Raw genomic sequence first — 25811 nt, 5'->3', positions numbered from 1 at the left:
TTTAGTATAGCTAAACGTTAAATATAGTATTTTCTAGCTGTTTTTTTAAAGAAAAATTGGATGTGGAGACAGATGTTACCATCTGACTGGAGATTTATTTCTTATGAAAATTTGTAAATAGGTATTACCATTTGGTTGAATGATCATTATAGAAGCAATAAATTAAGAACTTGATTTTCTGCCGGATGGTAACATCCGACAGCACAAAGAGCTGTTTTTTTAAAGAAAAATTGGATGTGGAGACAGATGTTACCATCTGACTGGAGATTTATTTCCTATGAAAATTTGTAAATAGGTATTATCATTTGGTTGAATGATCATTATAGAAGCAATAAATTAAGAACTTGATTTTCTGCCGGATGGTAACATCCAACAGCACAAAGAGCTGTTTTTTTTAAGAAAAATTGGATGTGGAGTCAGATGTTAGCATCTGACTGGAGATTGATTTCTTATGAAAATTTGTAAATAGGTATTATCATTTGGTTGAATGATCATTATAGAAGCAATAAATTAAGAACTTGATTTTCTGCCGGATGGTAACATCCGACAGCACAAAGAGCTGTTTTTTTAAAGAAAAATTGGATGTGGAGTCAGATGTTAGCATCTGACTGGAGATTTATTTCCTATGAAAATTTGTAAATAGGTATTATCATTTGGTTGAATGATCATTATAGAAGCAATAAATTAAGAACTCGATTTTCTGCCGGATGGTAACATCCGGCAGCACAAAGACATGTCAGATGGTAACATCTGACATCACAGGAATACCCTTCGACTATACTCTGGGTGACATCTTTTGGCAGACTTTCTCCCTAATATAATAATACCAATGGTATCTCACCGACGGATAAATTAGCGTGGTCGATGCCAAGAAAAAAAACTTATTGCAAAAAAAAGCCGTCCCGAAAAATCGGGACGGCTGTAATATATTTGGTTTAGTGATTTACCATTTTTTTCTGCGCTCACCACTTCCACCTTCACGGCTTCCGCCTTCTCTGCGTGGACCTCCGGTGTTACCACCTTTGTCGTCACGGCTACGTCCAGAGAAATCTCTGAAACCGCCACCGCCGCTTCCGCCTTCACGTCGTCCGCTACCACCGCCAGATTTTCTGTCGCCGCCGCCACGATAACCGCCGCCGCCACCGCCGCTTCTGCGTTCACCGCCGAAACCACCGCCACCGCTACGTCTTTCGCCGCCACCGCGTCTTTCACCTGCGCCTTCACCACGACCACCGTCTCCGCTTTTCTCGATACGTACCTGACGACCGTTAAACTCAACAGATTTAAAGCCTTCAAAAACTTTGTCAGCTACATCGTCTTCCACTTCAAAGAAAGAGAAAACACCTTTTAAATCGATTTTACCAACACTTTTGCCACCAATTTTACCGTTGTTACAGATAAATGACAACATATCGCCACGGGTAAACTCATCTACCGAACCTAAGTTGATGAACAAACGGGTGTAACCTTCGCTACCACGTCCACGTCCGGCACCTCTTTCGCCTCTGTCTGCACCGCGGTCGTCGCCAACTGCTGCATTTAAATCAGGAGCTTTGGAATAGTAATCCAAGAAACGGTTAAATTCTAACGAAGCAAAACGTTTAATTACATCTTCTTTGGTTAAATCAGCAAATTCGTCCATAATACGGGGAATGTACTGATCAATCTGTTCGTTGTTAACCTCTACATTGTGTACTTTATGTACCAAAGAGAATAATTGTTTTTCACAAACATCAAATCCTGTAGGAAGCTCAGCTTTGGTAAATTGTTTACCAATAATGCGCTCCAGCTGACGGATTTTTCCAACTTCTTTAGAGTTGATGATACAGATAGAGATACCGGTTTTACCAGCACGGCCAGTACGGCCCGAACGGTGGGTATAACTTTCAATTTCGTCAGGTAAAGAATAGTTGATTACGTGAGTTACATTGTTTACATCGATACCACGGGCAGCAACATCAGTAGCAATTAACAACTGCATGTTACGCTCACGGAAACGTTGCATTACTTTATCACGTTGTTGTTGCGATAAATCGCCGTGTAAAGCATCCGCATTATAACCATCTTTAATTAAATGCTCGGCAACATCTTGTGTATCCAATTTGGTTTTACAAAATACTACTGCAAAAATTTCAGGGTTAAAATCTACAATACGTTTTAAGGCTGCGTATTTATCACGTGCACGAACAATATAATATTCGTGTTCGATGTTTACGTTACCGGTATTTTTTGTGCCCATAGTTAATTCTACAGGGTTATCCATATAGTTTTTAGCTATACGGCGAACTTCTGCAGGCATGGTAGCCGAGAATAACCAGGTTTTTTTGTCATCAGGTGTAGTTGATAAAATGTCGTTAATGTCGTCCTGGAAACCCATGTTCAACATTTCGTCAGCTTCATCAAGCACAACATATTTAACTGAAGAAAAATCGATGGCTTTACGGCCAATGATATCCAACATACGGCCGGGCGTGGCCACTACGATCTGAACGCCTTGGCGTATTTCGCGTAGTTGTTGCATAATGTTCGCGCCACCGTAAACGGCAACAACGTGGGCATTAGCAACGTTTTTAGAAAAGTTTTTAAGGTCGTTAGCGATTTGTAAACATAACTCACGGGTAGGGCATAAAATCAATGCCTGTGGTTTGTTAATTTTAAAATCGATTAGTTCTAACAGCGGCAAACCAAATGCGGCTGTTTTTCCTGTTCCTGTTTGGGCCAAACCAACAAAATCATTAGTGCCTTCTAACAGTACAGGAATACTTTGCTCCTGAATAGGTGTTGGAGTTTCAAATCCAAGATCCTTTACGGCATTAACGACGTCATCACTTATCCCCAATAATTGAAATGGGTTTGTCATTCGTCTTTTTATTTTTAATTGAGCCGCAAAGGTAAGGTTAATAATCCGTATTTTACAGATAATCAAGTAAATAGTTTTTTAAGCTAAATATTTGAGAATAAGGTGATAATGGGGAATGTAAAATGGATGAGGGAAAATGTGGGATGGATCAAGTTAAATGGAGGCCGTGATTGCGTTAGAGAAGCGTGTTTTTTATTTGGAAAGCAGTTGCAGTGGTGCTTGGGTCGCATCAGTCCCGTTTTCCGTTTCAATCTTTTTAAACCTTTCAGGTTTTAAAAAGGATTTCCACTCCAACCGGGTTTAGGTGGCCAGAGCAATGCAGCTATTTACGTTTGTTTTTGAATAGCCATTTGGGAAGTTCATCCGTTAAAATTGCGGGTGCGAAAATATCGTTGTGGGCAAGATTATCGAATTCCCAGAACCTGGTTTTGTTTTTAGCGTTTACCTCTTCAAAAAACTGTTTGTCGCTATCAAAAGGATTCTCGGTATCTATATTGCCGTGGATTAACCATATAGGGATGTTCGCCAGTACGTTTACCTGGTCGAATTGCGGTATGCCCGAAATACTGATCCCTGCAGCAAATACATCTGGTTTTAACGCTAATGCATTGATCACCGAAGAAGCACCCATCGAAAAACCGATGAGGTAAATCCTTTTCTCATCAATGTTTAAATTGTTTTTCAAACTGTCGATCAGTTGTAAAGCAGTCGTTAAACAGGATTGCGGTACCGAAGTCAATACATTTCTGCTCCGGTCTAAAACATAATTCGACGAACGTGAAGGGAACTGCGGGGCTAAAACAAAAGCAGGATATTTCGCCTGTATTTCGTCGCTGGCAAATAGTTTTGCCAAAATACCAAGCTGACTGGTATTGTCGTTCCCAACCGCGTTTGATCCATGAAACACGATCACCAATGGAAGTTTCGTTTTGGTGTTATTGGGCTTTAACAATCGGTAAACAATTGCAGTATCGGCTGTGCCCTTGAATGATGCTTTGGTAAAAATATCGGTATTTAAACTTTTAATCTCCGCTATTCTCTGTTTGAGGTAAAGGGAATCTACGCTTTTCGCGACTTTGGTTTTGCCGGAAGTGTTGATGTGCTTGCTACAAGATAAGATCCCACAGAGCAAAACCAAAGCACAGGTATAATAAACAATATGACTTATTTTAACACGCATAGAGCGCAGTAATTTTTTGGTTAAAATTAAAGAATTAGCGCAACCTTTCAGCCGAACGGATCAACCTTTCGTCCTTATTGATGCCGAAAATGCCCAATACTACAAATAAAATGGCCAATGCGGGTAAATATGCCCCAACACCAAAACTTGCACCCTCAACACCCCCTGGTAATTTTTGGGCATATACACTGCACCAAAAGGCGAAACCAATAATTAATATGATCGAAACTATGGCAAAACGTTTCTGAAAGCTACGTTTTCTAAAGTTGAAGATATTTACAAAACAGATCATGGCAATCGCGATATTTGTAATGAGCAATGGAAAAAAAGGCTCTACACTTAAGCTTGATCCACTATTATCTTCAATTTTTTGATGTAAGCCATTCGTGTATATTTCCGATTTTGCACCTTTAATTTCTTTGCTTGCAATTGGCAAAAAGAACATTAGAACTAAAGTTAAAGCTGCTAATAAAAGCCAGATCGATTGTATTCTTTGTATCATGAATGTAAAATATATAGCAACAAATCTAGCCTTTTTTGAGAAAAGAAAGAAAGATTAAAGTTCCCGGATAGGAGTAGGAATGAGTAAGGAACATGAATTGCTATTTTTGATAGGTATTTCCGCCCGAACTCCAAACCCTAAACTCCAAACTCTCTACCCAGCGCTTTGCCCTTTGCGAGCTAAACTGTACTTTTGCATCGCTTTGAGTAAAAAAAGGTATTTCATACAAATCGCTTACGATGGCAGCTTATACCATGGCTGGCAAACCCAACCCAATGCAATAACCGTTCAGGAATTGTTGGATAAGGCGATGTCTGTATTTTTCCGCCAACCGATCGAAACTTTAGGCTGTGGCAGAACCGACGCGGGCGTACATGCTACTGATTTTTATGCCCATTTTGATGTGGAAAACGTGGAAGAGGCTAGGGTGTTAAATGCCATAACCGGTATCAATGCGATGCTACCGTACCAAATTGCAGCGAAACGTATTATACCTGTACATGATGATGCCCACGCCCGCTTTGATGCCACTGCCCGTGCGTACAAATATTACCTGCATTTCGAAAAAGATCCTTTTAAACTTAACCGGTCGTGGTTGGTTAAAGACCGACTCGATGTAGAAGCGATGAATGAGGCCGCAGCGATTTTATTAAATTATACCGATTTTTCGTGTTTTAGCAAGTCGAATACCCAAACTTTTACCAATAATTGTAAGATCACCAAAGCGGTTTTCGAACAGCAGGAAGGCGGATTGGTTTTTACCATTCAGGCCGATCGTTTTTTACGCAATATGGTGCGGGCGATTATGGGTACCCTGGTAGAAATCGGTAAAAAAGAAATAAATTTAGCAGCTTTTAAAGCAATTATAGAAAGTAAAAACCGCAGTAAAGCCGGACAATCGGTACCTGCCTGTGGTTTGTATTTAGTGAAGATAGCATACGATTATATAAAATGATTGAATGATTGAATGAGAGAATGATGAAATTATCCCTAACACTCACTCATTCAAAATTCCCTCATTCTAAATTAAAAACATGGCAGTTACAGGCGACGTATACAACACCGGATTACTGAAACGTATTTTTCAATACGTAAAGCCTTACCGTGCCGTTTTTGTGTGGTCGGTTGTTTTAACCATTCTACTTGCGGCCATTTCTCCCGTACGTCCGTTTTTAATTAAGTATACACTGGATCATTATATTTTAACCGGCAATTATTCTGGATTGGTGAATATGACCATGTTGATGGTTTTTATGTTGATCTTACAGACTTTGATCCAATATAACCACACCCTTTTAACCAATACGCTGGGGCAATCGGTTATCCGCGACCTGCGGATCAATGTTTTTAACCACATTACTAAACTTCGCCTTAAATTCTTCGATAAAACCCCAATCGGACAATTGATTACCAGAACGGTCTCTGACCTGGAAACCATTGCCGATATTTTTTCTGAAGGTTTAATTTCCATGATTGGTGATAGTTTGCAGGTGGTGGTAATTGTGTGTGTGATGTTATATACCGATTGGCAATTGAGTTTGGTGGTACTTTTGCCCATTCCGTTATTGATCATTGCAACAAGGAAATTCCAAAAAGCAATTAAGGTAGCTTTTCAGGAGATCAGAAATGAGGTTTCAAACCTGAATACCTTTTTACAGGAACACATTACGGGGGTATCAATCGTGCAGTATTTTGCCCGGGAGAAACAGGAGTACAGAAAATTTTACGCCATTAACAAGCGTTATCGCGATGCCAATATCCGTTCTAACTGGTATTATTCTATCTTTTTTCCTGTGGTAGAGTTGATCTCGGCCATGTCGTTGGGTTTATTGGTGTGGTATGGTGCCAAAAGCATCCTTTCTAAACCGCTTGATGTAACGCCAGGAACCATCACCCAGTTTATCATGTACCTGGGCATGGTGTTTACACCGATCCGCCAATTGGCCGATAAGTTTAACACCCTGCAGATGGGGATGGTAGGCGCCGAACGTGTATTTAAAGTGTTGGATACTGATGAGGCTACGCCGAATGAGGGTACACAAAAACCCGCCAAATTGGAAGGGAACATCAAATTCGATCAGGTTTGGTTTGCTTATAACGACGAAAACTATGTGCTGAAAGACCTCAGCTTTGAGGTGAAAGCTGGCGAAACCGTAGCATTAGTGGGCGCAACAGGCGCAGGTAAATCTTCTACCATCAATATCCTGAACCGTTTTTATGAAGTGAAAAGGGGAGATATTACCGTAGATGGCATCCATATCGAAGATTTTGATCTGGATTACCTGAGGAGCAATATTGCTACCGTACTTCAGGATGTTTTCCTGTTTTCAGACACTGTTTTAAATAACATCACACTCAACAATCCAGAAATTACCATCGAAGAAGTGGTGAATGCTTCAAAAAAGGTAGGTGCACACGATTTTATCGAGCGTTTGCCTGGTGGTTATCAATATAATGTGATGGAGCGAGGCGCTACACTTTCTGCAGGTCAGGCGCAATTGATTTCATTTATCCGTGCACTGGTACACAATCCGGCAATTCTGGTTTTAGATGAGGCTACCTCATCAGTAGATACCGAAACAGAATTGTTGATCCAAAAAGCTATTGATAATCTAATGGAAGGCCGTACCTCGATTGTAATTGCCCATCGTTTATCAACCATTCAAAAGGCCGATCAGATTATTGTGCTCGATAAAGGCGAGATCAAAGAAAAAGGAACGCACCAGCAACTGTTAAAATTAAACGGCTACTATAAAAAACTTTACGATCTGCAGTTCTCATCGAAGGGGATTGCTAAAGTTTAAAACCCATTTATTCTAAGGATTTTCTTAATTTAACACCTTTCTAAATCCAATAAGAAGATGAAATTATTAAGACTGTTTATCTTGTTTTTACTCTCGGCAATAACACTAAGCCTTTCTGCACAACAGAAAAAATATGTAATGGTGATCCATGGTGGCGCAGGTACGATCCTGAAGAAAAACATGACAGCAGAAAAAGAAGCCGCATATATTGCTGCCCTTACAAAGGCACTCAATGCAGGTTATGCCGAAATTAAAGCAGGTAAATCGAGTTTGGATGCCGTAGAAGCCACTATTCATGTGTTGGAAAATGATCCGCATTTTAATGCCGGTAAGGGAGCTGTTTTTACCCACGATGGCAGAAATGAACTCGATGCTGCGATTATGGATGGTAAAACTTTAATGGCAGGATCTGTTGCCGGGGTTACGACCATTAAAAATCCAATTTCTGCTGCAAGGGCCGTGATGGAAAAATCGGAACATGTAATGATGGTTGGTGCCGGGGCTGATCAGTTTGCTAAAGAGGCCGGATTGGAAATCGTTGATCCTAAATATTTCTGGACAAAAGAACGTTGGGATGGTTTACAAGATGCCATTAAAGAGGATTCTACGAAAGCGGTATTAGACCATGGAAGCAAGAAATCAGAATTGTTCGGTATCAAAAACCACGATTACAAATTTGGTACAGTAGGTTGTGTGGCTTTAGATAAAGCCGGTAACCTGGCAGCAGGTACTTCTACAGGTGGCATGACGAACAAAAAATATGGTAGGGTGGGCGATGCACCAATTATTGGCGCCGGAACCTATTGTAATAATGAAACCGCTGGCATTTCCTGTACCGGCTGGGGCGAATTTTACATCCGCAATGTCGTGGCCAAAACCATCTCCGATTTAATGGAATATAAAGGCTTATCCGTTGCCGAAGCTTCGAAAATTGTATTGGATAAAGTGGGCAAAATGGGTGGCGATGGTGGCCTGATTGCTTTAGATAAAAAAGGCAATGTAGCTTTACCATTCAATACCGAAGGCATGTACCGAGGTACCATTACAGCAGATGGAAAAATTGAAGTAAACATTTATAAATAATGAAGAAACTCCTTTTAAGCTGGCTATTGGTTGGTTTTTCTTAATTATAAGCGCACAAAACAAAGCAGCTAAAGGTAATCTGTTTATTATCGGCGGCGGCAACCGTTCTGATGCCTTGATGAAAGAAATGTTCAATATCGCTGCTTTAGATGCTAAATATGATATAATTATACTCCCAATGGCCAGCGAAATCCCTGATTCGGGTTTTAAAAGCATTGCTGCCCAATCGAAAAAGTTAGACAAAACTTATTCCAGTATAGGACATAGGTACCAAGTTAACCCCATGTTAACCCTTTGCTTACCTATTCTCTACCTATTGCTTACCTATTCGTTACCTATTGCTTACCTGGAAGGTAACCAAAAGGTAAAGCCAGGGTCTGTTTTGGGGCTTGCTTTAGTGAGCCAGAGCCAATGCTGCCCATAAGCAGTCATCCATAGCCATGCTGCTTGCGCTCGTTTGCGCAGCATAAAATTGCGATTCAATCGCTTGGCGTATGAGTATATCCAAAGAAATGATGCTATGTTATTGCCATCTTATTGTCCTATATTTTTATTCAGGAATTTAAACGAAAAGAAAAATTACGCTATCTTTCATTTTTAGACTCTTGCAAATTCATATTCTGCTTTTTTTACGCAATAATTAATGGATATTAATGAAAAATAAACCGCCTATGGTGGGCTGAGCGAGATTGTTATTCCCAACCCGAACTATCGGGTTGATTGAGGACCACTATTGCTTATAGAAGATAATCGTAATGCATTGGGCTTTAAGATTCCAGCCTGCGAGGGAATGACGATTGTATTAGTAAAATTTAATCATCATACATGAAAAAGATATTTTCCAATTTAACCTTCCAGGTTATTGTAGCCATCATCATAGGGATTAGTGTTGGTGCTTACTTTCCTGGTTTTGCACCAACCGCTAAATTAATCAGTCAGGGTTTTATCAACCTGATCAGCATGTTAATTGCCCCAATCATATTCTTTACCATTGTTTTAGGCATCGCACATATGGGCGATATGAAAAAGGTGGGCAGAGTAGGGGGTAAAGCACTCTTGTATTTCGAAATTGTAAGTACCGTAGCCATTGCAATCGGTTTATTGGTGGCCAACATTTTAAAACCAGGTGCCGGAATGGTTGCCAAAGCCGGTGATGCAACCAAGATTACGGGATACGCTGAGCAAGCCAAAGATATGAACTGGGCCGAATTCTTTCTTCACATCATTCCGCATAATGTGATTGCTGCTTTCGCAGAAGGTAATATTTTACAGATTCTACTCTTTGCCATTCTTTTTGGTTATGGCTTAAATAAACTGGGCGGAGAGGGAACTAGCGTTCTACATGCATTTGATAAAATATCCAAAGTGCTTTTCAAAATTATGAAGGTAATTATGCGCCTGGCGCCAATCGGGGCTTTTGGTGGAATGGCATTTAGCATCGGTACCCACGGATTGCAAAGTATAGTGGGCATGGCCAAACTCATGGGCTCGGTTTACCTCACCTGCATCCTGTTTATTTTTATTGTATTAAATGGGATTTGCAGGTACTATAAATTCAGTTTATGGCAATATTTGAAGTACATCCGTCAGGAAATTTTAATTGTATTGGGTACTTCTTCTTCAGAATCTGCACTGCCAAGTATGATGCAGAAAATGGAGGCTATTGGTTGTGATAAATCGGTTGTGGGTTTAGTGATCCCAACAGGTTATTCGTTTAATCTTGATGGAACAGCAATTTATCTGGCCATGTCGGTAATCTTTCTTTGTCAGGTTTTTCATGTCGATTTATCCCTGGGACAGCAGATTACGGTTTTAGGCGTGCTGATGGTTACCTCTAAAGGTGCTGCAGGGGTAACAGGAAGCGGTTTCATTGTTTTGGTTTCTACCTTAACCGCATTAAAAATTATGCCCATCGAACACATTTCGATATTAATCGGTGTAGACCGCTTTATGAGCGAAGCAAGGGCCATCACCAATGTAATCGGTAACGGAGTGGCCACCATCGTAATTGCGAAAAGTGAAAACCAGTTTGATGAAGAGAAATATCAAAATGCTATTCGAATAGAGAAAGTATAGAAAGTTTGGAGTTCTCAGTTTGGAGTTTTCAGTTTTGGGAGCAGAAAGCAAATCCTTAGTTTGGAGTTTAGTGCTCGGAGTTGATCGGGCTATAAACTAAAAACTCCGAACCCTTAACTAATTAATAGGTAAGGATGCCGGCCCATTGGGTAACTCCCAGCTAAAAACTCCGAACTCCCAACTAATTAATGGGTACGGATACCGGCCCACTAGGTGACTCCGAACTAAAAACTCCGAACTCCCAACTAATTAACTATCTTTGTAGCAGAAACATGCACACAGCTTGTTTAATTAACTCATAGCACATTGGCTCAAGAAGAACAAAATAACCGCAAAGAAAAAAGCGAGTTACATCCACGCAACAAACACCGTTCGCGTTACAATTTCAAACAACTTACTGCAACCTCAAAAGAATTGAAACGTTTCGTTTTTAAAAACGAGCATAACGACGATTCTATCGATTTTGCCGATCAAAATGCCGTTAAAGCACTTAACCGAGCATTATTGAAGTATTTTTATAACATTTCACAATGGGATATCCCTGCCGATTTTCTTTGTCCACCTATTCCGGGCAGGGCCGATTACATCCACTATGTTGCCGATCTTTTAGGGTCGAGCAACAAAGGTAAAAGCCCTAAAGGAGCCAACATCAATGTATTGGATATCGGTGTAGGTGCCAACTGTATTTACCCAATCATCGGTCATCAGGAATATGGCTGGAACTTCGTCGGAACAGAGATCGATCCACTTTCGGTAGATTCTGCCAAACGTATTATCGAAGCCAATAAACCTTTACAGGGTGCGGTAGAAATCCGTCAGCAATCTTCAAAAATGGGTATTTTTAGAGGTGTTGTTGGTGGTAAAGAACGTTTCGATGCCGTGGTTTGTAACCCACCGTTCCATGCTTCGTTAAAAGAGGCTGAACAGGGTACCCGTCAGAAATGGCGCAACCTGGGTGGAAATGAAAAAGAGGTAAAACACGTATTAAACTTTGGTGGAAACAAAGCCGAACTTTGGTGCCCGGGTGGCGAACGTGCTTTTGTAGAGCAGATGATTATCCAGAGCGAGCAGATCAAAAACCAGGTATTATGGTTTACCTCTTTGGTATCAAAAAGTGCCAACTTAAAAAGCATTTATAGCGCTTTGGTTAAAGCCAATGCTTTTGAGGTTACCACCGTTCAAATGAGCCAGGGACAAAAAATCAGTCGCTTTGTAGCCTGGACTTTCCATGATGAAGCTGCACAGGCCGAGTGGGCAAAAGGTTGGAAAACTGAACCGAAACCAAAAGTAGATAATCCTAAGGCAGAAGTCAAAAGTCTTTAGTCTAATCAATAATAGTAAAGCAAAGCCGGATTAACGATTAAAGTTAGTCTGGCTTTTTAGGTTAAAAGGGATTTGCAAATCCTTTCGATAAAATCAAAAACTGGGAATATAGAACTGAAAACTGCCAACCGTTAACTGCCAACTGCCAACTGTTAACTGATCTTCGTATCGAAGAGATAGCCAACCAAAGCGGTAATCACCATGGCTACTGTGCCCCAGAAACAAATTCTAATTACAGCTTTAGTCATATTCGAACCTCCAGCTTTTGCGGCAATTGCGCCCGATAATGCCAAAAAGACAATGGCAAAACCATATTGATAAAATACCATCGATTTGATAGGCGCAAGGAAAGCCACTAAAAAGGGCAGGATGCCGCCACTGATAAAAGAAGCACCAGATGCAAAAGCTGCTTGAAACGGTTTGGGTTGGGTAATTTCGTTGATGCCCAGTTCATCTCTTGCATGTGCCACCAAAGCGTCTTTTTCGGTGAGTTTTATGGCTACCTGCATGGCTAAATCCTCATCTAAACCTTGTGCTACATAAATCTTTGCCAGTTCTTTCAGCTCTATTTCAGGCATGGTTTCGAGTTCTATTTTCTCGCGTTCCAAATCTGCTTTTTCAATATCTGCCTGCGAGCTCACCGAAACATATTCGCCGGCTGCCATCGATAATGCACCTGCAACCAAACCCGCCAGTGCCGCCAATACAATCGGACTTCTGGTCTCGCTTGCTGCGGCAATACCGATCACCAAACTCGTAGTTGAAATGATGCCATCGTTGGCACCAAGCACAGCAGCCCTTAGCCAGCCTGTTCTATTGGTATAATGTTGTTCCAGTTCCATGGTTTGGTGTCTGATCTCTATTTTTTGTCAGTCTGAGCGGAGTCGAAGACCCTTATGGCTAATATCCTCATTTCTTTTCGTAAACAATCATAATTGTTAAATCGTTGTCCGCATTTGGCATGATACCATGCGAGCTACCCGGACGGGTTAAAATGGCATCGCCAGGTTTAACTGCAAAAGTTTTTCCATTCATTTGCATGGTTCCTTTTCCGCTCAGTACATAATAAATTTCATCTTCCTTTTGCAAATGATAACCGATGGAAGAGCCTGGTTTTAAAATTCTTTTACGAAAGGCTGTTTTCAGGTTTTTGGCATCAGCAAAAAAGTTAAAACCAATGGTTTTTCCGCCGCCATCATGTGTTCCTGATTCTTCTTTGGCCACTTCAACATCGTTTTGAAGAATGTATTTACTCGTATCGGTACTTTGTGCATTGGCATTTAGAGAAATAAAAGTTGCAGCAAAAACAGTTACGATAGAGATTAATTTCTTGATCATATGAGGTTTAATTATTTGGTTTATATTTTGAGTTTAGTCTTTAGCCTCTAAGGGTAAATTTAAGCGTTTTGCCCGGATGTTGCCTAAGGCTCCCGAACTTTGTTACTAAACCTGATCGCAGTGGTTCCGATTCTTCATCGGAAAGAACGGAGAGCAGGACTGAAGACTTCCAAAAGAACCAGACTGTTCATTTTCTAATCCTAAGCATTAATGTTTTTGATTTGAAAACGGGTGGCTTGTAGTTCCTAGGTCGGGTTCTGCCCTGCCATTCGCTTTATCCCGATGGAAATCGGGATGCTCGCTACTGTCAGGTTTATAACCGAAAAGTCTGCTCCTAATATGGAGCCAAAAATATTTATCTTCTAAACCTAATCCCCGTGCCAACATTAGGCAGTTAATGGAGGTGCAACACTTTTTAGTAGCAGCAACCCTGAATTTGCTGTCATGCTGAGGTACGAAGTATCTATTTCATCGGCTGCAGATGCTTCGTACCTCAGCATGACAGTAGTTATTAAAAAGATTTAATGCACAGCAGGCCTCCAGCTGCCATAAAGCATTTCCTTACATTTTCCTGAAAAAACGGACTAAATAATATGGTTTTAGATTTGAATTCCAGTTCAATAATATTAGCTTTGCACAAAAAAAATATTGATACATGAGCGTTTTAGTAAATAAAGATTCTAAGGTTATCGTTCAGGGTTTTACCGGAAACGAAGGAACTTACCACGCTGAGCAAATGCTGGCCTATGGTACAAACGTAGTTGGTGGTGTAACGCCTGGCAAAGGTGGGCAATTGCATTTAGAAAAGCCTGTTTTTAATACTGTTAAAGATGCCGTTGATGAAACGGGTGCAAATGTATCTATCATTTTTGTACCACCAGCCTTTGCTGCTGATGCAATTATGGAAGCTGCCGAAGGTGGTATTAAAGTTATTGTTTGTATTACTGAAGGTATCCCAACTAAGGATATGATTCAGGTTAAAGAATATATTTCAGACCGCGATGTTACGTTGATCGGTCCTAACTGCCCGGGTGTAATTACTGCTGATGAAGCTAAAATTGGTATCATGCCAGGTTTTATCTTCAAAAAAGGTCATGTAGGTGTGGTTTCTAAATCAGGAACTTTAACTTACGAAGCAGTAGATCAGGTAGTTAAAGCTGGTTTAGGTATTACAACAGCTATCGGTATCGGTGGTGACCCAATTATCGGAACACCAACTGTAGAAGCCGTTAAATTATTAATGAACGATCCTGAAACTCACGGTATCATCATGATCGGTGAAATAGGTGGTGGAATGGAAGCTGAAGCAGCCCGTTGGATCAAAGAACACGGTACTAAACCTGTTGTTGGTTTCATCGCTGGTCAAACTGCGCCTGCTGGACGTAGAATGGGCCACGCTGGCGCTATTGTTGGCGGTGCTGATGATACTGCAGCTGCTAAAATGAAAATCATGCGTGAGTGTGGTATCCGTGTAGTAGAAAGTCCTGCTGAAATCGGTGCTGCAATGGCAGAAGAATTAGCAAAATAAGATTTAAAAATCTCCTTATAGAAAAGCGCTTCGATTAAATTCGGGGCGCTTTTTGTGTTTAATTGTTGCCACGGAAACACGGAAGGCACAGAACCTCTCCCTATCAAAGTCAGTGTTGAGGCTAACTGGTGCTATCCCTCTCCTTGAAGAGAGGGATTTGGGGTTTGGGAATGTAACCTAGCGGGTTATTGATGTGTTGTATTCTTGCATCTGAATCTTTTTTCTTGCTTTCTACAATGATTTGCAATTCTTATTAACCCCAACTCAACTTTTGGGTTAAAAGCACCAACCCTCGTTTCCCTCTCCTCCAGGAGAAGGACTTGCAGAACAGCACATAGCCTCCAAACTTTGTCAGGGTGAGGTTCTGCACCCAAAACTGAAAACTCCCAATTGAAAACTCCCAACTCAACTTTTGGGTTAAAAGCACCTACCCATGTTTCCCTCTCCTCCAGGAGAGGGACTTGCAGAAAAGCACATAGCCTCCAAACTTTGTCAGGGTGAAGTTCTGCACCCAAAACTGAAAACTCCCAACTCAACTTTTGGGTTAAAAGCACCTACCCACGTTTCCCTCTCCTCCAGGAGAGGGACTTGCAGGAAAGCACATAGCCTCCAAACTTTGTCAGGGTGAGGTTCTGCACCCAAAACTGAAAACTCCCTACTGTCAACTCCAAACTCAAAAGGCACATTTATCATTATTCTGTAAATAGAATATGATTCCCCTAAACCAGCGAACCAAAACCTAATCTAAAGCGTATATTGATATATGAAAACGATGTTAAATAAACTATTTTTGATTTCTGCTGTTGTTTTAACCACAGGTCTTTCCGCTTGCGCCCAAAAGCAAGACAAGAAAGAAGTAAAACAACCGAAGGAAACAGAACAAATCATACCAAAGAAGAAAATGAACTGGAATCCATTAACACCCGAAGAAGAAAGAGTAATTGTAAATAAAGGTACAGAATACCCTGGTACAGGTAAATACGAACATACAACAGATAAAGGTACTTATACCTGTAAACGTTGTAATGCAGCCCTATACCGTTCCGAAACCAAGTTTGATGCACATTGCGGATGGCCTGCTTTCGACGACGAAATTAAAGGTGCTGTAAAACGTATTCCTGATGCAGATGGTTCGCGTACAGAAATAGTTTGTGCCAACTGTGGCGCGCATCTTGGTCACGTATTCGTAGGCGAAGGATTTACCAACAAAGACACCCGTCATTGTGTAAATTCGATCTCCATGAATTTTGTGCCAGATCAAAAATAAGGTGGATGTAGGAGGGTTAGGTAGAGGCGTACGGCGACAAGTTGTACGCCTTTTTTAATGCACAAAATCAGGCTGTTTTTCCACAAATTATTGATTATAAACTAAATGCTTATATTTGCAGGCTCGATAAAGAAAATTTAGCCTATGAAGTATCTGCTGTTATTAAGTTTTTGTTTCCTGTTTTTACAAGGTAAAGCACAAAATTCTGAGTCATCAAATGAACCGGATAGTATCAAAAAAACAGTTCTCGCCACTTATTACCACAGAAAATTTGAAGGCCGCCGAACCACCAGCGGCGCCAAATACCGGTCGAAAAAACTAACTGCCGCCCACCGTACCCTGCCATTCGGCACCTTGATTACAGTAACTAATCCCGATAATGGAAAATCAGTAGTGGTGAAGGTAAATGACCGTGGTCCTTTCTCTAAAAGATTGGCTATCGATTTATCCGAACGTGCTGCAAAACAGATCGGTATCTTCCATAAAGGCATAGCTAAGGTTAGCCTGAGTTATACTGTTGAGTAGTACTCTTTTTAGCTCTATTCAGGGCTTATTATACCCCTCAAATTTAAGTTATTAACACTTATTTTGGTTTGCTAAACCCTTGAAAAGAAACGATTAGCTTTTTTTTCGCTTGAAAATGATATTTGGCTGATCGTTTTTCCCCAGCAATCGGACAGGGTGTTAACAACTTTGATTCACAAAAAAGGGCCACCGTATATATATTTGTTATAACAAAGTTCTTTAACTTCTTGCGCTTGAAAACAAATATAAAAGCTTAGTTTTTAGTAATTTATACGTACATCATCCTGATTGCAATTTTAAATTTTCCTAACTAAAAACTCAGTTGTTTGTCAGGTTATAGGGTTAGCACTTTCACAACAGCGTTTTGATAAAAGACATTACAATCATCATATAAAATTGATGGATGCGTGCCTTTGTCGGCTCTGTTAAAAAAATAGAATTAAAAACATCAGCGTATGGAACAGGAATTATTACTACAAGAAAACAAAGACAGATTTGTGCTTTTGCCGATTAAGTATCCGGCAATCTGGGAAATGTATAAAAAGACCGAAGCTAGTTTTTGGACTGCAGAAGAGATTGATCTTTCTGACGACCAGAAACACTGGGACAATTTAAATGATGGCGAAAGGCATTTCATTTCTCACATCCTTGCTTTCTTTTCTGCTAGTGATGGTATCGTGAACGAAAATCTTGCTGTAAACTTCATGAGTGAGGTGCAATTGCCGGAAGCACGTTGTTTTTATGGTTTCCAGATTATGATGGAAAACATCCATGCCGAAACCTACGCCCTGTTAATCGATACCTATATTAAAGATCCTGAAGAAAAAGACCGTTTATTCCATGCCATCGATACTGTTCCTGCAGTAAAAAGAAAAGCAGAATGGGCTTTACGCTGGATCGATAACGGAACTTTTGCCGAACGTTTAGTTGCATTTGCTGCGGTTGAAGGCATTTTCTTCAGCGGAAGTTTCTGCTCTATCTTCTGGTTAAAGAAACGTGGCTTAATGCCAGGATTAACCTTTAGTAATGAGCTGATCTCGAGAGATGAAGGTTCACACTGCGAATTTGCTTGTTTGTTATACAGCATGTTGAGCAATAAATTAAGTGAAGAAGCGGTTCATGGCATCATCAGCGACGCAGTTGAAATTGAAAAAGAATTTATTACCGAAGCATTGCCAGTTGCCTTAATTGGTATGAATGCAAAGTTAATGAGTCAGTATATCGAATTTGTGGCCGATAGATGGTTACAGGAATTGGGGTACAAAAAAATCTACAATGCAACCAATCCATTCGATTTTATGGAAATGATTTCATTGCAAGGTAAAACCAATTTCTTCGAGAAACGTGTAGGCGATTATCAAAAAAGCGGTGTATTAACCTCTGCTGATAATAATAAACAAGCGTTTTCTTTAGACGAAGACTTCTAGGCAGAATTTTGAATTAGTGAATGATGGAATGAGTGAATGCTCTTTTATCAGTCGAAAAAATAAATAATTACAACGAATAGAGCTAGGGCGATGGGCGGATTAACATTCTCTCATTCAAAACTCACTCATTCGACCTTAATAAAACTTAAATCTCATAAAATATGTTCGTACTAAAAAGAGATGGCCGCAAAGAGGCGGTGCAATTTGACAAAATCACAGCCCGTATTCAAAAGCTGTGCTATAGTTTAAATTCAGACCTGGTAGATCCAATCGATGTAGCCAAAAAGGTGATCGAGGGTTTATATGATGGTGTAACTACGTCTGAGTTGGATAACCTTGCTGCAGAAACAGCCGCATCGTTAACTACAAAACACCCTGATTACGCTTTGCTGGCATCGCGTATTGCGGTTTCCAACTTGCACAAAAATACCATCAAGTCATTTTCAGGTACGATGAAGATGTTGCATGAGTATTTTGATCCCAAAGCACAAAAAGCAGCACCACTTATTGCTGATGATGTAATGGAAATCATCAATAAAAATTCTGATATTTTAGATAGTTCTATCATTTACGACCGCGATTTCGGTTTCGATTATTTCGGTTTCAAAACATTAGAAAAATCTTACCTTTTAAAAGTTGACGGCCAGATTGTAGAACGCCCGCAACACTTGTTTATGCGTGTTTCTGTTGGTATCCACAAAGAAGATATCGAGAGTGCAATCAAAACCTATAACTTAATGAGCGAGCGTTGGTTTACACATGCTACACCAACTTTGTTCAATGCGGCTACACCAAAACCTCAAATGTCATCATGTTTCTTGTTAACCATGCAGGATGACAGTATTGAAGGTATTTACGATACGTTAAAGCAAACTGCTAAAATTTCGCAAAGTGCCGGCGGTATTGGTTTAAGTATCCACAATATCCGTGCAACGGGTTCATATATCGGTGGTACAAACGGTACAAGTAACGGTATCATTCCAATGTTACGTGTATTTAACGATACAGCCCGTTATGTAGATCAGGGTGGGGGTAAACGTAAAGGTGCCTTTGCTATTTATTTAGAGCCTTGGCATGCTGATGTTTTCGAGTTCTTAGACCTACGTAAAAACCATGGTAAAGAAGAAATGCGTGCGCGTGATTTATTCTATGCCCTTTGGATCAACGATTTGTTTATGCAACGTGTTAAAGATAATGGCGAATGGACATTATTCTGCCCGCACGAAGCACCAGGTTTAGCAGATTGTTTTGGTGCCGAGTTCGAAGCGCTGTATACTAAATACGAAGCCGAAGGCCGTGGTCGTAAAACCATCAAAGCACAAGAACTTTGGTTTGCCATTTTAGATTCGCAAATTGAAACCGGTACACCATATATGTTGTTTAAAGATGCAGCGAACAGCAAATCTAATCAACAGAACTTAGGTACCATTAAGAGTTCTAACCTGTGTACCGAGATTATCGAGTATACTTCTAAAGATGAGGTTGCAGTTTGTAACTTAGCTTCATTGGCATTACCTCGTTTCGTTATCAACGGTGCTTTCGATCACCAGAAATTATATGATGTAACGTATCAGGCTACTTTAAACCTGAACAAAATCATCGATCATAACTTTTATCCGGTTCAAGAGGCCGAAAATTCAAACATGCGTCACCGTCCGGTTGGTTTAGGTGTACAAGGTTTGGCCGATGCCTTTATCTTAATGCGTTTACCTTTCGAAAGTGATGAGGCTAAACGTTTAAATAAAGATATTTTCGAAACGATCTATTTTGCTTCAATGACTGCTTCGCACGATTTGGCTGTGAAAAATGGTCCTTACCAAACCTTTAAAGGTTCACCGTTATCAAAAGGTAAATTCCAGTTCGATTTATGGAATGTTACACCAGATAGTGGCCGTTGGGACTGGAATGCATTGCGTAAAAAAGTAGTTAAAGATGGTGTGTACAACTCATTATTGGTTGCGCCAATGCCAACAGCATCTACTTCTCAAATTTTGGGCAACAACGAGTGTTTCGAGCCATATACTTCTAACATTTACACCCGTCGTGTATTGAGTGGAGAGTTTGTAGTGGTAAACAAACATTTATTGAAAGATTTAGTTGCATTAGGTTTGTGGAACAACGATATGAAAAACCAGATCATATTGGCTAATGGTTCTGTTCAGGCAATTGATTCGATCCCAGATTATATTAAAGAATTGTACAAAACAGTTTGGGAGATTAAAATGCGTAATATCATCGATATGGCTGCCGATCGTGGTGCCTATATCTGCCAATCGCAATCGCTAAACTTGTTCATCAATGCACCAAATACATCAAAATTAACTTCAATGCACTTCTATGCATGGGAGAAAGGTTTGAAAACCGGTATGTATTACTTACGTACTCAGGCAGCATCTCAAGCCGTTAAATTTACGGTAGAAAACCAGGGTGGTAAAGCCATTGAAGCGGTTATCCCTGCTGAAATGACACAAGATCAGGTTGCAGAAGAAATCGTTGACGGACCAGTTTGTTCAATGGAAGAAGGCTGTATCAGCTGTTCAGGATAAACCCCTAAATCCCCTAAAGGGGACTTTCAAAATCTAATCATATCGTAAGGTTTTGGGCAAACGCTCAAAACCTTATTTTTTGTTTATACTTTTGTATTAGTTCAATAGTTCATTAGTCACTGGTTCATTGGTTTGCCAAATGCCATAGAAATTTCACTAATGACTAATGAACCAATGACTAATGAAACTTTAAAATGCCGTCACAAATCCATAGCGCCAAACACGAAATCATTCCTTGCGAGCGATGTAATGGTGCTATTGAATGCAAGGCAAATTCTTACACCAAATGCCAATGCAGCGTGGTGCAACTCAGCATTAACGAAGTACAATACATCTCCGAACTATACGATGGCTGCCTTTGCGCCAAATGCCTGTTTGAGTTACAGCAGGAATACCGTGAAGAGATTGGCGTATAAAACTTTGTGATCTTCGTGCCTTTGTGGTTAAAATTACTTGGAAATCAATAGTGATAAACCAAAATCTATTAACGATAAGTTGTCCAGCCGATACCCAACAAACCCCTATGTTTTTCGATATAAAAATAGTTGCCTTTTCGAAAGCGATAATATACCTGCTCTGTAACCGTCAGTTTTGTTGATTTAAATTTTTCCTGCAGTAAAAAATCCTCGTTGTTCATATTGTTTGCAGGTGTGATGTAGAAATAATATTCATAACCTCCGGATTCCTCATTAGTTGAAGAAGGAAAATCATGTTTATATGCATTTGTAATCCAATATTTTTTTACGGCTGGCTTCGCAAAATCAAAAGTATAGTTAATTGCAAAGAGAAAGGGCAAAAGATAAAAACACATGGTAGATAAGAGACTGTTTTTGTAGTGTAAAACATCTGGCCAAAATTTAACCAGAGCAAAAAAGATGGCACAAGGAATTGAAAGTAGAATAGCTATAACCGGAAATGGATAATTATAAATGATTAATATATGTGTAAACAAAATCAGGTATAATATAGGCGTAATAACTGTAACTGCTAAACCAAAATTGTTTTTCATTAGCTTATTTGTTAATCTGTACCAAAAATATCTAGCTATGGGTAGGCAGAAAATAATGGTGATAGCGCATTTGAATGCTAGCGAAAATGGGCCGATAAACAAGAGGAAAAAACATAAACCCAAACGGGTATATATAGAAAATAAATAATCAGTAATGGGCGCTAAATAATCTTCTCTAATATTCATAAATAATTTTAAGATTATTTGTAAGTAATTCTATTGATACCTAAAAGGCCGCTCTGTATTTCTCTAAAAACATAATTTCCTGTTTTTAACCTGTTATACACTTTCGATTGTACCTTATAACGGTTGAATGCAATCTCATCTTGCAACAGAAAATAATACCTAAAGTGTGTTGAATCGATTCTTATCGTATCAATTACTTTTTTCTTGTCAAATATTTTATAAGTTTTCTTTTTCAGGGTTACAAATTTGTTGAGGTAAAAATAATTGCGATTATCTTCTACTTCTTGAGTAACATCTATCCACTTGGCAGGCGAAATATCTTTATCAGCATTTACTAAATGCAGGTAATAATCTATGTCTTTTCCTATTCCTCCTTCTTCTGTGGTATAAGTAGCATTTGTAATCTCCGACTTATCAATTACATAATATCTATCAACAATCGGTTTAGAAAAATCGAATGCGTAGTTAATAACAAGCAAAAATGGTAGGAGATAGAAACAAAGGGTAGTTAAAAAATGTATCCGGTTATCAGGGTAACGGTGCTCCGAAATAACGAAGACATAATAAACCATCAGGGGTAAAAATAATATGAATAATCCGAACAACAGGGGGAAATCATAAATATGCAATATGTGAAAAATCACGAAAACATATAATATTGGAAAAATGCACAGCGTAAACGTATTCGAACCATCTGGCATATCGGTTTTGGTAACCGAATGAAAAGTATACCTCAAAATTGGGATACAGAATATAATAACAGCCAGGTATTTAAATTCGACTGAAAGCGGGTTGCTAAAAGCCAGATAAATACATAAGGCAATACGCGTATAAATAGAGAAAATAACCAGTATGATCAGTTTTCCAAAAGGTTTTATAAAGTCGTACGTAAAATCTTCAACAAAGCCCATGTCTGATAATCCTTTTAATAAATGTAATAATATCTCTAATATATTGTATTGTTTTCATCCGCATAAAATATTTTAAGGCGATCCTCAGTCTCCCATTTGAGACCTTGGTATTAAAACCTATTAATTTGGTGTACTCCAATTCGGTCAATTGTATAGGTCTAAAAAAGGACACATTTTTCTTATTAATTGTAATTTATACAATTAAAATTTCTGCAGTTATCTGTTTAAACCTAAATGGTTAGTTTTTGTGCTTTATAAGCTTTCAGTTAGCTTATTCATCAAAATGTCATCTGCAGTTGGTATTCTGCAATTGATCGATCTCAGGTCATCTTTAGCGCCTTAAAATCAATAAAAAATAGTTTAAAAATAAGTGTTAAAAGTGGTAACAAAGCACATCATTTGATATCTATATCGTGCTTGATAAATGGTTTATCAGGTTAAAAAAATAGAAAAATATATAACATTATGGAAGCGCTCATTTCTAATTACTGGTGGGTTTTAGTGGCACTGTTGTGCATCATTTTATACAAATATATTTTACGTTTCTTATTCGGGATGGTGATCGTGCCCGAAGATAGAATCGGGTTGATTACCAAAAAATTCGTGCTCTTTGGTTCAGACAGAGAGTTGCCCGACGGGCGCATTATTGCTGTAAAAGGCGAAGCGGGTTTCCAGGGAAAAACATTGGCGCCGGGACTGTATTTCGGGATGTGGTTTTGGCAGTACAGTGTAACCATGGAACAGTTTACCATCATTCCGGAGGGTAAAATCGGACTGATTATGGCCAAAGATGGTTCGGAAATCCCAACGGGGAATATCCTCGGACAAAGGGTAGAATCCGATAATTTTCAGGATGCCGTGAAGTTTCTCGACAATGGCGGTCAGCGGGGACGGCAAACCTCTTATATTACATCAGGTTCCTATCGTATCAATACGATGTTGTTCCAGGTTTCGGTTACCGATATGATCCGGATTCAGGAAAGCATGGTGGGCATTGTGACCACCTTGGATGGTTTACCAATTGAAGCCAACCAGATCGCGGGTAAACTGGTAGAAGGTCACAATAATTTCCAGAATTTCGATGCCTTTATCAAACAAGGCGGTAACCGTGGTTTGCAGCCGCAGGTAATTTTGGCGGGTTCTTATAACCTTAATCCATGGGCCATTCAATTGGAAGAAATCCCAATGACCGAAATTGCAATCGGTTATGTAGGCGTGGTAATCTCCTTTATTGGAACAGAAGGAAATGACTTAACAGGTGCCGACTTTAAACACGGTAATATTGTTGGTAAAGGTTCGAAAGGTGTTTGGCTTGAACCGCTTGGCCCGGGTAAATATCCGATCAACAAGTATATCATGAAGGTGGAGCTGGTGCCAACCACCAACCTCGTGTTAAACTGGGCATCGGCACGGAGTGAAGCGCACAATCTGGACAAAAACCTATCTACGATTACGGTACGTTCTAAAGATGGTTTCCCATTTAATTTAGATGTGGCGCAGATTATCCACGTACCCACAACCGAGGCACCGAAAGTAATTGCGCGTTTCGGGAACATGGTGAACCTGGTTTCGCAGGTTTTAGAGCCTACCATCGGTAACTATTTCCGTAACTCGGCACAAGGTAGCGATGTGATTGCTTTCTTGAGTACCCGTAAGGAGCGTCAGGAATCAGCAAAAGAACATATCCGTAAAGTGCTTGATGAATATAACGTTAATGCGGTTGATACGCTGATTGGTGACATTGTTCCACCAGAATCGTTAATGAAAACCTTAACCGACCGTAAAATAGCGGAAGAACAAAAGGTAACTTACGAAACTCAAAAACAGGCGCAAGAAACGCGTCAGGGGATGGAGAAAGAAACCGCAATTGCCGATATGCAGAAAGATATTGTGAAAGCACAACAGAGTGTGGAGATTGCCGAACGTACTGCAAGTGCTACCGTAAAAAAATCGGAAGGTGATGCAGCTGGTGTGAAATTAGCAGTTGGTGCAGAGGCTGAGGCCACAAAAATGCGGGCACATGCTGAAGCAGAATCTACTAAAGCAAGGGCACAGGCCGATTCGGAAGCCATAAAATTAAGGGCATCGGCAGAAGCTGAGCAGATTTCGTTAACGGGTGCGGCTGAAGCAGGTAAGATTTTAGCAGTAGGTAAATCAACTGCCGAAGCTTACGAACTTGCTGTTAAGGCTTTGGGTGGCGAAAACTTTACCCGTTACAAAATTACCGAAGAGTTATCGAAAGGAAACGTGAAACTGATCCCTGACGTATTGATTGGTGGCAGTAGCGGCAATCATGGCGGTTCGGCCATGGACGGACTGTTGGGCTTGAAACTGATGGAACTGATGGATCCGCAGGCACGTAAAGAAGTAGTGGCCGTTGCCGAAATTGTAGAAACAAAACCAAAACCTAAAAAGGATAATATCAATCCTTAACCGGTTTTAAACCAGAATGGCTTCTTGATTTTTCAGGAAGCCATTTTTTTTAGAATCCCGGATCGATAGCAGTATTCTCTGTTGATACGATAATTTCATCTCCCTGTACTTCAGTTAACAGCTGCTCAATATTTGCGTAATCTTTAATTACTTTTACCGTAATTAATGCCAAGGGTAAACCGATAACATTTCCTATCATGCTGGCAATAGTGCCATTTGTTAATGAATCGATACTGTCACTATTCAGTGTTGTACGGAAAACGACTTGACCAATGATATTACTGGTAATCCAAAGGCCCCACCACCAGCCTAAATATGAAGTTGTAACCGCATTAGCCTGATTTGTTTCTTCAAATAAGATTTCATTGGTTTTGGTATACATTTCTTTCATTATCTGATACGGTTTATATAAACAGATAAAAGGTATAAACCAGCTTAATGCAACCCAATTGTCAGAACTCGAAAGATAGTCGGTTTTTAGATGGAGATTAAAGTATGCCCTTCTAAACCACCTGATAAAGGTAATGCAAGAGATTAGATATGCACCAAAGTATAATATCGCAATCAACCGCTCTCTAAGGTCATTGACGCTAATCTCGCTATTTGAAACAGCGCTTCCTGACGAAAAGCTTTTTAAAAGATCATATTGGAGATAACTTGAGAAAAATGAGACAATTTCTAATGCTAAAACTATCCAGATCATTAATATGGCAGTTTTAGCCCTTTTTTCGTTGGGTCTGATGAGATTCATATTGAGGTTAATTTTTTATAATAATACAAAATCCTTATCTACATTCCGCTTTTCTTAAAAAA

22 protein-coding genes are annotated in these 25811 nt (G+C 39.8%); 13 read left to right on the top strand and 9 right to left on the bottom strand.

Going from position 1 to position 25811, the window contains the following annotated elements; translation table 11 throughout:
• Positions 1–943 precede the first annotated feature (943 nt).
• From R2S57_RS13235 to R2S57_RS13225, 3 genes are all read right to left on the bottom strand, one after another.
• Positions 944–2860, bottom strand: a complete 1917-nt coding sequence (locus R2S57_RS13235) for a DEAD/DEAH box helicase (protein ID WP_316845425.1) — start codon at positions 2858–2860, stop codon at positions 944–946.
• 322 nt (positions 2861–3182) lie between these two features.
• Entirely contained in the window at positions 3183–4040 is an 858-nt protein-coding gene (locus R2S57_RS13230; RefSeq protein ID WP_316845424.1) for an alpha/beta hydrolase-fold protein, read from the bottom strand.
• A 34-nt stretch (positions 4041–4074) separates the two neighbouring features.
• Complete coding sequence (locus tag R2S57_RS13225) at positions 4075–4542, bottom strand: DUF4293 domain-containing protein (RefSeq protein WP_316845423.1); 468 nt, start codon at positions 4540–4542, stop codon at positions 4075–4077.
• A 202-nt stretch (positions 4543–4744) separates the two neighbouring features.
• Between R2S57_RS13225 and truA the strand changes: the two genes are divergently transcribed.
• From truA to rlmF, 6 genes are all read left to right on the top strand, one after another.
• Entirely contained in the window at positions 4745–5497 is a 753-nt protein-coding gene (gene truA, locus R2S57_RS13220) for a tRNA pseudouridine(38-40) synthase TruA (protein WP_316845422.1), read from the top strand.
• Positions 5498–5576: 79 nt separating this feature from the next.
• Positions 5577–7346, top strand: coding sequence for an ABC transporter ATP-binding protein (locus tag R2S57_RS13215; RefSeq protein ID WP_316845421.1), 1770 nt, complete (start codon positions 5577–5579; stop codon positions 7344–7346).
• A gap of 57 nt (positions 7347–7403) precedes the next feature.
• The gene (locus R2S57_RS13210; RefSeq protein ID WP_316845420.1) at positions 7404–8429 is read left to right on the top strand and encodes an isoaspartyl peptidase/L-asparaginase; all 1026 of its coding nucleotides are present in this window, start codon (positions 7404–7406) and stop codon (positions 8427–8429) included.
• A gap of 127 nt (positions 8430–8556) precedes the next feature.
• On the top strand, positions 8557–8853 hold the full coding sequence (locus tag R2S57_RS13205; RefSeq protein ID WP_316845419.1) for a hypothetical protein: 297 nt from the start codon (positions 8557–8559) through the stop codon (positions 8851–8853).
• Positions 8854–9254: 401 nt separating this feature from the next.
• Positions 9255–10505, top strand: coding sequence for a C4-dicarboxylate transporter DctA (dctA, locus tag R2S57_RS13200; protein ID WP_316845418.1), 1251 nt, complete (start codon positions 9255–9257; stop codon positions 10503–10505).
• A gap of 306 nt (positions 10506–10811) precedes the next feature.
• Positions 10812–11828, top strand: a complete 1017-nt coding sequence (gene rlmF, locus R2S57_RS13195) for a 23S rRNA (adenine(1618)-N(6))-methyltransferase RlmF (RefSeq protein ID WP_316845417.1) — start codon at positions 10812–10814, stop codon at positions 11826–11828.
• A 152-nt stretch (positions 11829–11980) separates the two neighbouring features.
• Here rlmF and R2S57_RS13190 read toward each other — a convergent pair whose 3' ends face one another.
• Positions 11981–12670, bottom strand: a complete 690-nt coding sequence (locus R2S57_RS13190) for a VIT family protein (RefSeq protein WP_316845416.1) — start codon at positions 12668–12670, stop codon at positions 11981–11983.
• Positions 12671–12737: 67 nt separating this feature from the next.
• Positions 12738–13166 (bottom strand): cupin domain-containing protein, encoded by a 429-nt coding sequence (locus tag R2S57_RS13185; protein ID WP_316845415.1) that lies wholly within the window; start codon positions 13164–13166, stop codon positions 12738–12740.
• A 655-nt stretch (positions 13167–13821) separates the two neighbouring features.
• On the opposite strand from R2S57_RS13185, the gene sucD reads away from it, so the two are divergent.
• Positions 13822–14694, top strand: coding sequence for a succinate--CoA ligase subunit alpha (gene sucD, locus R2S57_RS13180; protein WP_316845414.1), 873 nt, complete (start codon positions 13822–13824; stop codon positions 14692–14694).
• 185 nt (positions 14695–14879) lie between these two features.
• Here sucD and R2S57_RS13175 read toward each other — a convergent pair whose 3' ends face one another.
• Positions 14880–15230, bottom strand: a complete 351-nt coding sequence (locus R2S57_RS13175) for a hypothetical protein (RefSeq protein ID WP_316845413.1) — start codon at positions 15228–15230, stop codon at positions 14880–14882.
• Positions 15231–15457: 227 nt separating this feature from the next.
• On the opposite strand from R2S57_RS13175, the gene R2S57_RS13170 reads away from it, so the two are divergent.
• The 5 genes from R2S57_RS13170 to R2S57_RS13150 all read left to right on the top strand — a co-directional run bounded on the left by R2S57_RS13170 (position 15458) and on the right by R2S57_RS13150 (position 20875).
• On the top strand, positions 15458–15961 hold the full coding sequence (locus R2S57_RS13170; protein ID WP_316845412.1) for a methionine-R-sulfoxide reductase: 504 nt from the start codon (positions 15458–15460) through the stop codon (positions 15959–15961).
• A 144-nt stretch (positions 15962–16105) separates the two neighbouring features.
• On the top strand, positions 16106–16486 hold the full coding sequence (locus R2S57_RS13165; RefSeq protein WP_316845411.1) for a septal ring lytic transglycosylase RlpA family protein: 381 nt from the start codon (positions 16106–16108) through the stop codon (positions 16484–16486).
• A 455-nt stretch (positions 16487–16941) separates the two neighbouring features.
• Complete coding sequence (locus R2S57_RS13160; RefSeq protein WP_316845410.1) at positions 16942–17913, top strand: ribonucleoside-diphosphate reductase small subunit; 972 nt, start codon at positions 16942–16944, stop codon at positions 17911–17913.
• Between the two features lie 161 nt (positions 17914–18074).
• Positions 18075–20459, top strand: coding sequence for a ribonucleoside-diphosphate reductase subunit alpha (locus R2S57_RS13155; protein ID WP_316845409.1), 2385 nt, complete (start codon positions 18075–18077; stop codon positions 20457–20459).
• Positions 20460–20653: 194 nt separating this feature from the next.
• The gene (locus R2S57_RS13150) at positions 20654–20875 is read left to right on the top strand and encodes a cysteine-rich CWC family protein (RefSeq protein ID WP_316845408.1); all 222 of its coding nucleotides are present in this window, start codon (positions 20654–20656) and stop codon (positions 20873–20875) included.
• 68 nt (positions 20876–20943) lie between these two features.
• Here R2S57_RS13150 and R2S57_RS13145 read toward each other — a convergent pair whose 3' ends face one another.
• Together R2S57_RS13145 and R2S57_RS13140 are read right to left on the bottom strand one after the other, a co-directional pair.
• Complete coding sequence (locus tag R2S57_RS13145) at positions 20944–21468, bottom strand: hypothetical protein (protein WP_316845407.1); 525 nt, start codon at positions 21466–21468, stop codon at positions 20944–20946.
• Positions 21469–21668: 200 nt separating this feature from the next.
• Positions 21669–22565 (bottom strand): hypothetical protein, encoded by an 897-nt coding sequence (locus R2S57_RS13140; protein ID WP_316845406.1) that lies wholly within the window; start codon positions 22563–22565, stop codon positions 21669–21671.
• 465 nt (positions 22566–23030) lie between these two features.
• Here R2S57_RS13140 and R2S57_RS13135 point away from each other — a divergent pair, with 465 nt between their 5' ends.
• Positions 23031–24998 (top strand): SPFH domain-containing protein, encoded by a 1968-nt coding sequence (locus R2S57_RS13135; RefSeq protein ID WP_316845405.1) that lies wholly within the window; start codon positions 23031–23033, stop codon positions 24996–24998.
• A gap of 49 nt (positions 24999–25047) precedes the next feature.
• On the opposite strand, the gene R2S57_RS13130 is transcribed toward R2S57_RS13135, so the two are convergent.
• Positions 25048–25749, bottom strand: coding sequence for a DUF4328 domain-containing protein (locus R2S57_RS13130; protein ID WP_316845404.1), 702 nt, complete (start codon positions 25747–25749; stop codon positions 25048–25050).
• Positions 25750–25811 lie beyond the last annotated feature (62 nt).

Origin of the sequence: Pedobacter psychrodurus, from assembly GCF_032678585.1 — a bacterium.
Lineage (GTDB): Bacteria > Bacteroidota > Bacteroidia > Sphingobacteriales > Sphingobacteriaceae > Pedobacter > Pedobacter psychrodurus_A.
This window is presented reverse-complemented; position numbering and strand designations above follow the sequence as displayed.

Bases quoted from the DNA above. Each gene is read 5' to 3' on its own strand.
- R2S57_RS13150 (WP_316845408.1), top strand. From the start codon at position 20,654: ATGCCGTCACAAATCCATAGCGCCAAACACGAAATCATTCCTTGCGAG.
- R2S57_RS13190 (WP_316845416.1), bottom strand. From the start codon at position 12,670: ATGGAACTGGAACAACATTATACCAATAGAACAGGCTGGCTAAGGGCT.
- sucD (WP_316845414.1), top strand. From the start codon at position 13,822: ATGAGCGTTTTAGTAAATAAAGATTCTAAGGTTATCGTTCAGGGTTTT.
- R2S57_RS13155 (WP_316845409.1), top strand. From the start codon at position 18,075: ATGTTCGTACTAAAAAGAGATGGCCGCAAAGAGGCGGTGCAATTTGAC.
- dctA (WP_316845418.1), top strand. From the start codon at position 9,255: ATGAAAAAGATATTTTCCAATTTAACCTTCCAGGTTATTGTAGCCATC.
- R2S57_RS13145 (WP_316845407.1), bottom strand. From the start codon at position 21,468: ATGAAAAACAATTTTGGTTTAGCAGTTACAGTTATTACGCCTATATTA.
- R2S57_RS13205 (WP_316845419.1), top strand. From the start codon at position 8,557: ATGTTCAATATCGCTGCTTTAGATGCTAAATATGATATAATTATACTC.
- R2S57_RS13130 (WP_316845404.1), bottom strand. From the start codon at position 25,749: ATGAATCTCATCAGACCCAACGAAAAAAGGGCTAAAACTGCCATATTA.
- R2S57_RS13235 (WP_316845425.1), bottom strand. From the start codon at position 2,860: ATGACAAACCCATTTCAATTATTGGGGATAAGTGATGACGTCGTTAAT.
- R2S57_RS13185 (WP_316845415.1), bottom strand. From the start codon at position 13,166: ATGATCAAGAAATTAATCTCTATCGTAACTGTTTTTGCTGCAACTTTT.
- R2S57_RS13215 (WP_316845421.1), top strand. From the start codon at position 5,577: ATGGCAGTTACAGGCGACGTATACAACACCGGATTACTGAAACGTATT.
- R2S57_RS13230 (WP_316845424.1), bottom strand. From the start codon at position 4,040: ATGCGTGTTAAAATAAGTCATATTGTTTATTATACCTGTGCTTTGGTT.
- R2S57_RS13210 (WP_316845420.1), top strand. From the start codon at position 7,404: ATGAAATTATTAAGACTGTTTATCTTGTTTTTACTCTCGGCAATAACA.
- R2S57_RS13170 (WP_316845412.1), top strand. From the start codon at position 15,458: ATGAAAACGATGTTAAATAAACTATTTTTGATTTCTGCTGTTGTTTTA.
- R2S57_RS13135 (WP_316845405.1), top strand. From the start codon at position 23,031: ATGGAAGCGCTCATTTCTAATTACTGGTGGGTTTTAGTGGCACTGTTG.
- R2S57_RS13140 (WP_316845406.1), bottom strand. From the start codon at position 22,565: ATGGGCTTTGTTGAAGATTTTACGTACGACTTTATAAAACCTTTTGGA.
- R2S57_RS13160 (WP_316845410.1), top strand. From the start codon at position 16,942: ATGGAACAGGAATTATTACTACAAGAAAACAAAGACAGATTTGTGCTT.
- R2S57_RS13165 (WP_316845411.1), top strand. From the start codon at position 16,106: ATGAAGTATCTGCTGTTATTAAGTTTTTGTTTCCTGTTTTTACAAGGT.
- R2S57_RS13225 (WP_316845423.1), bottom strand. From the start codon at position 4,542: ATGATACAAAGAATACAATCGATCTGGCTTTTATTAGCAGCTTTAACT.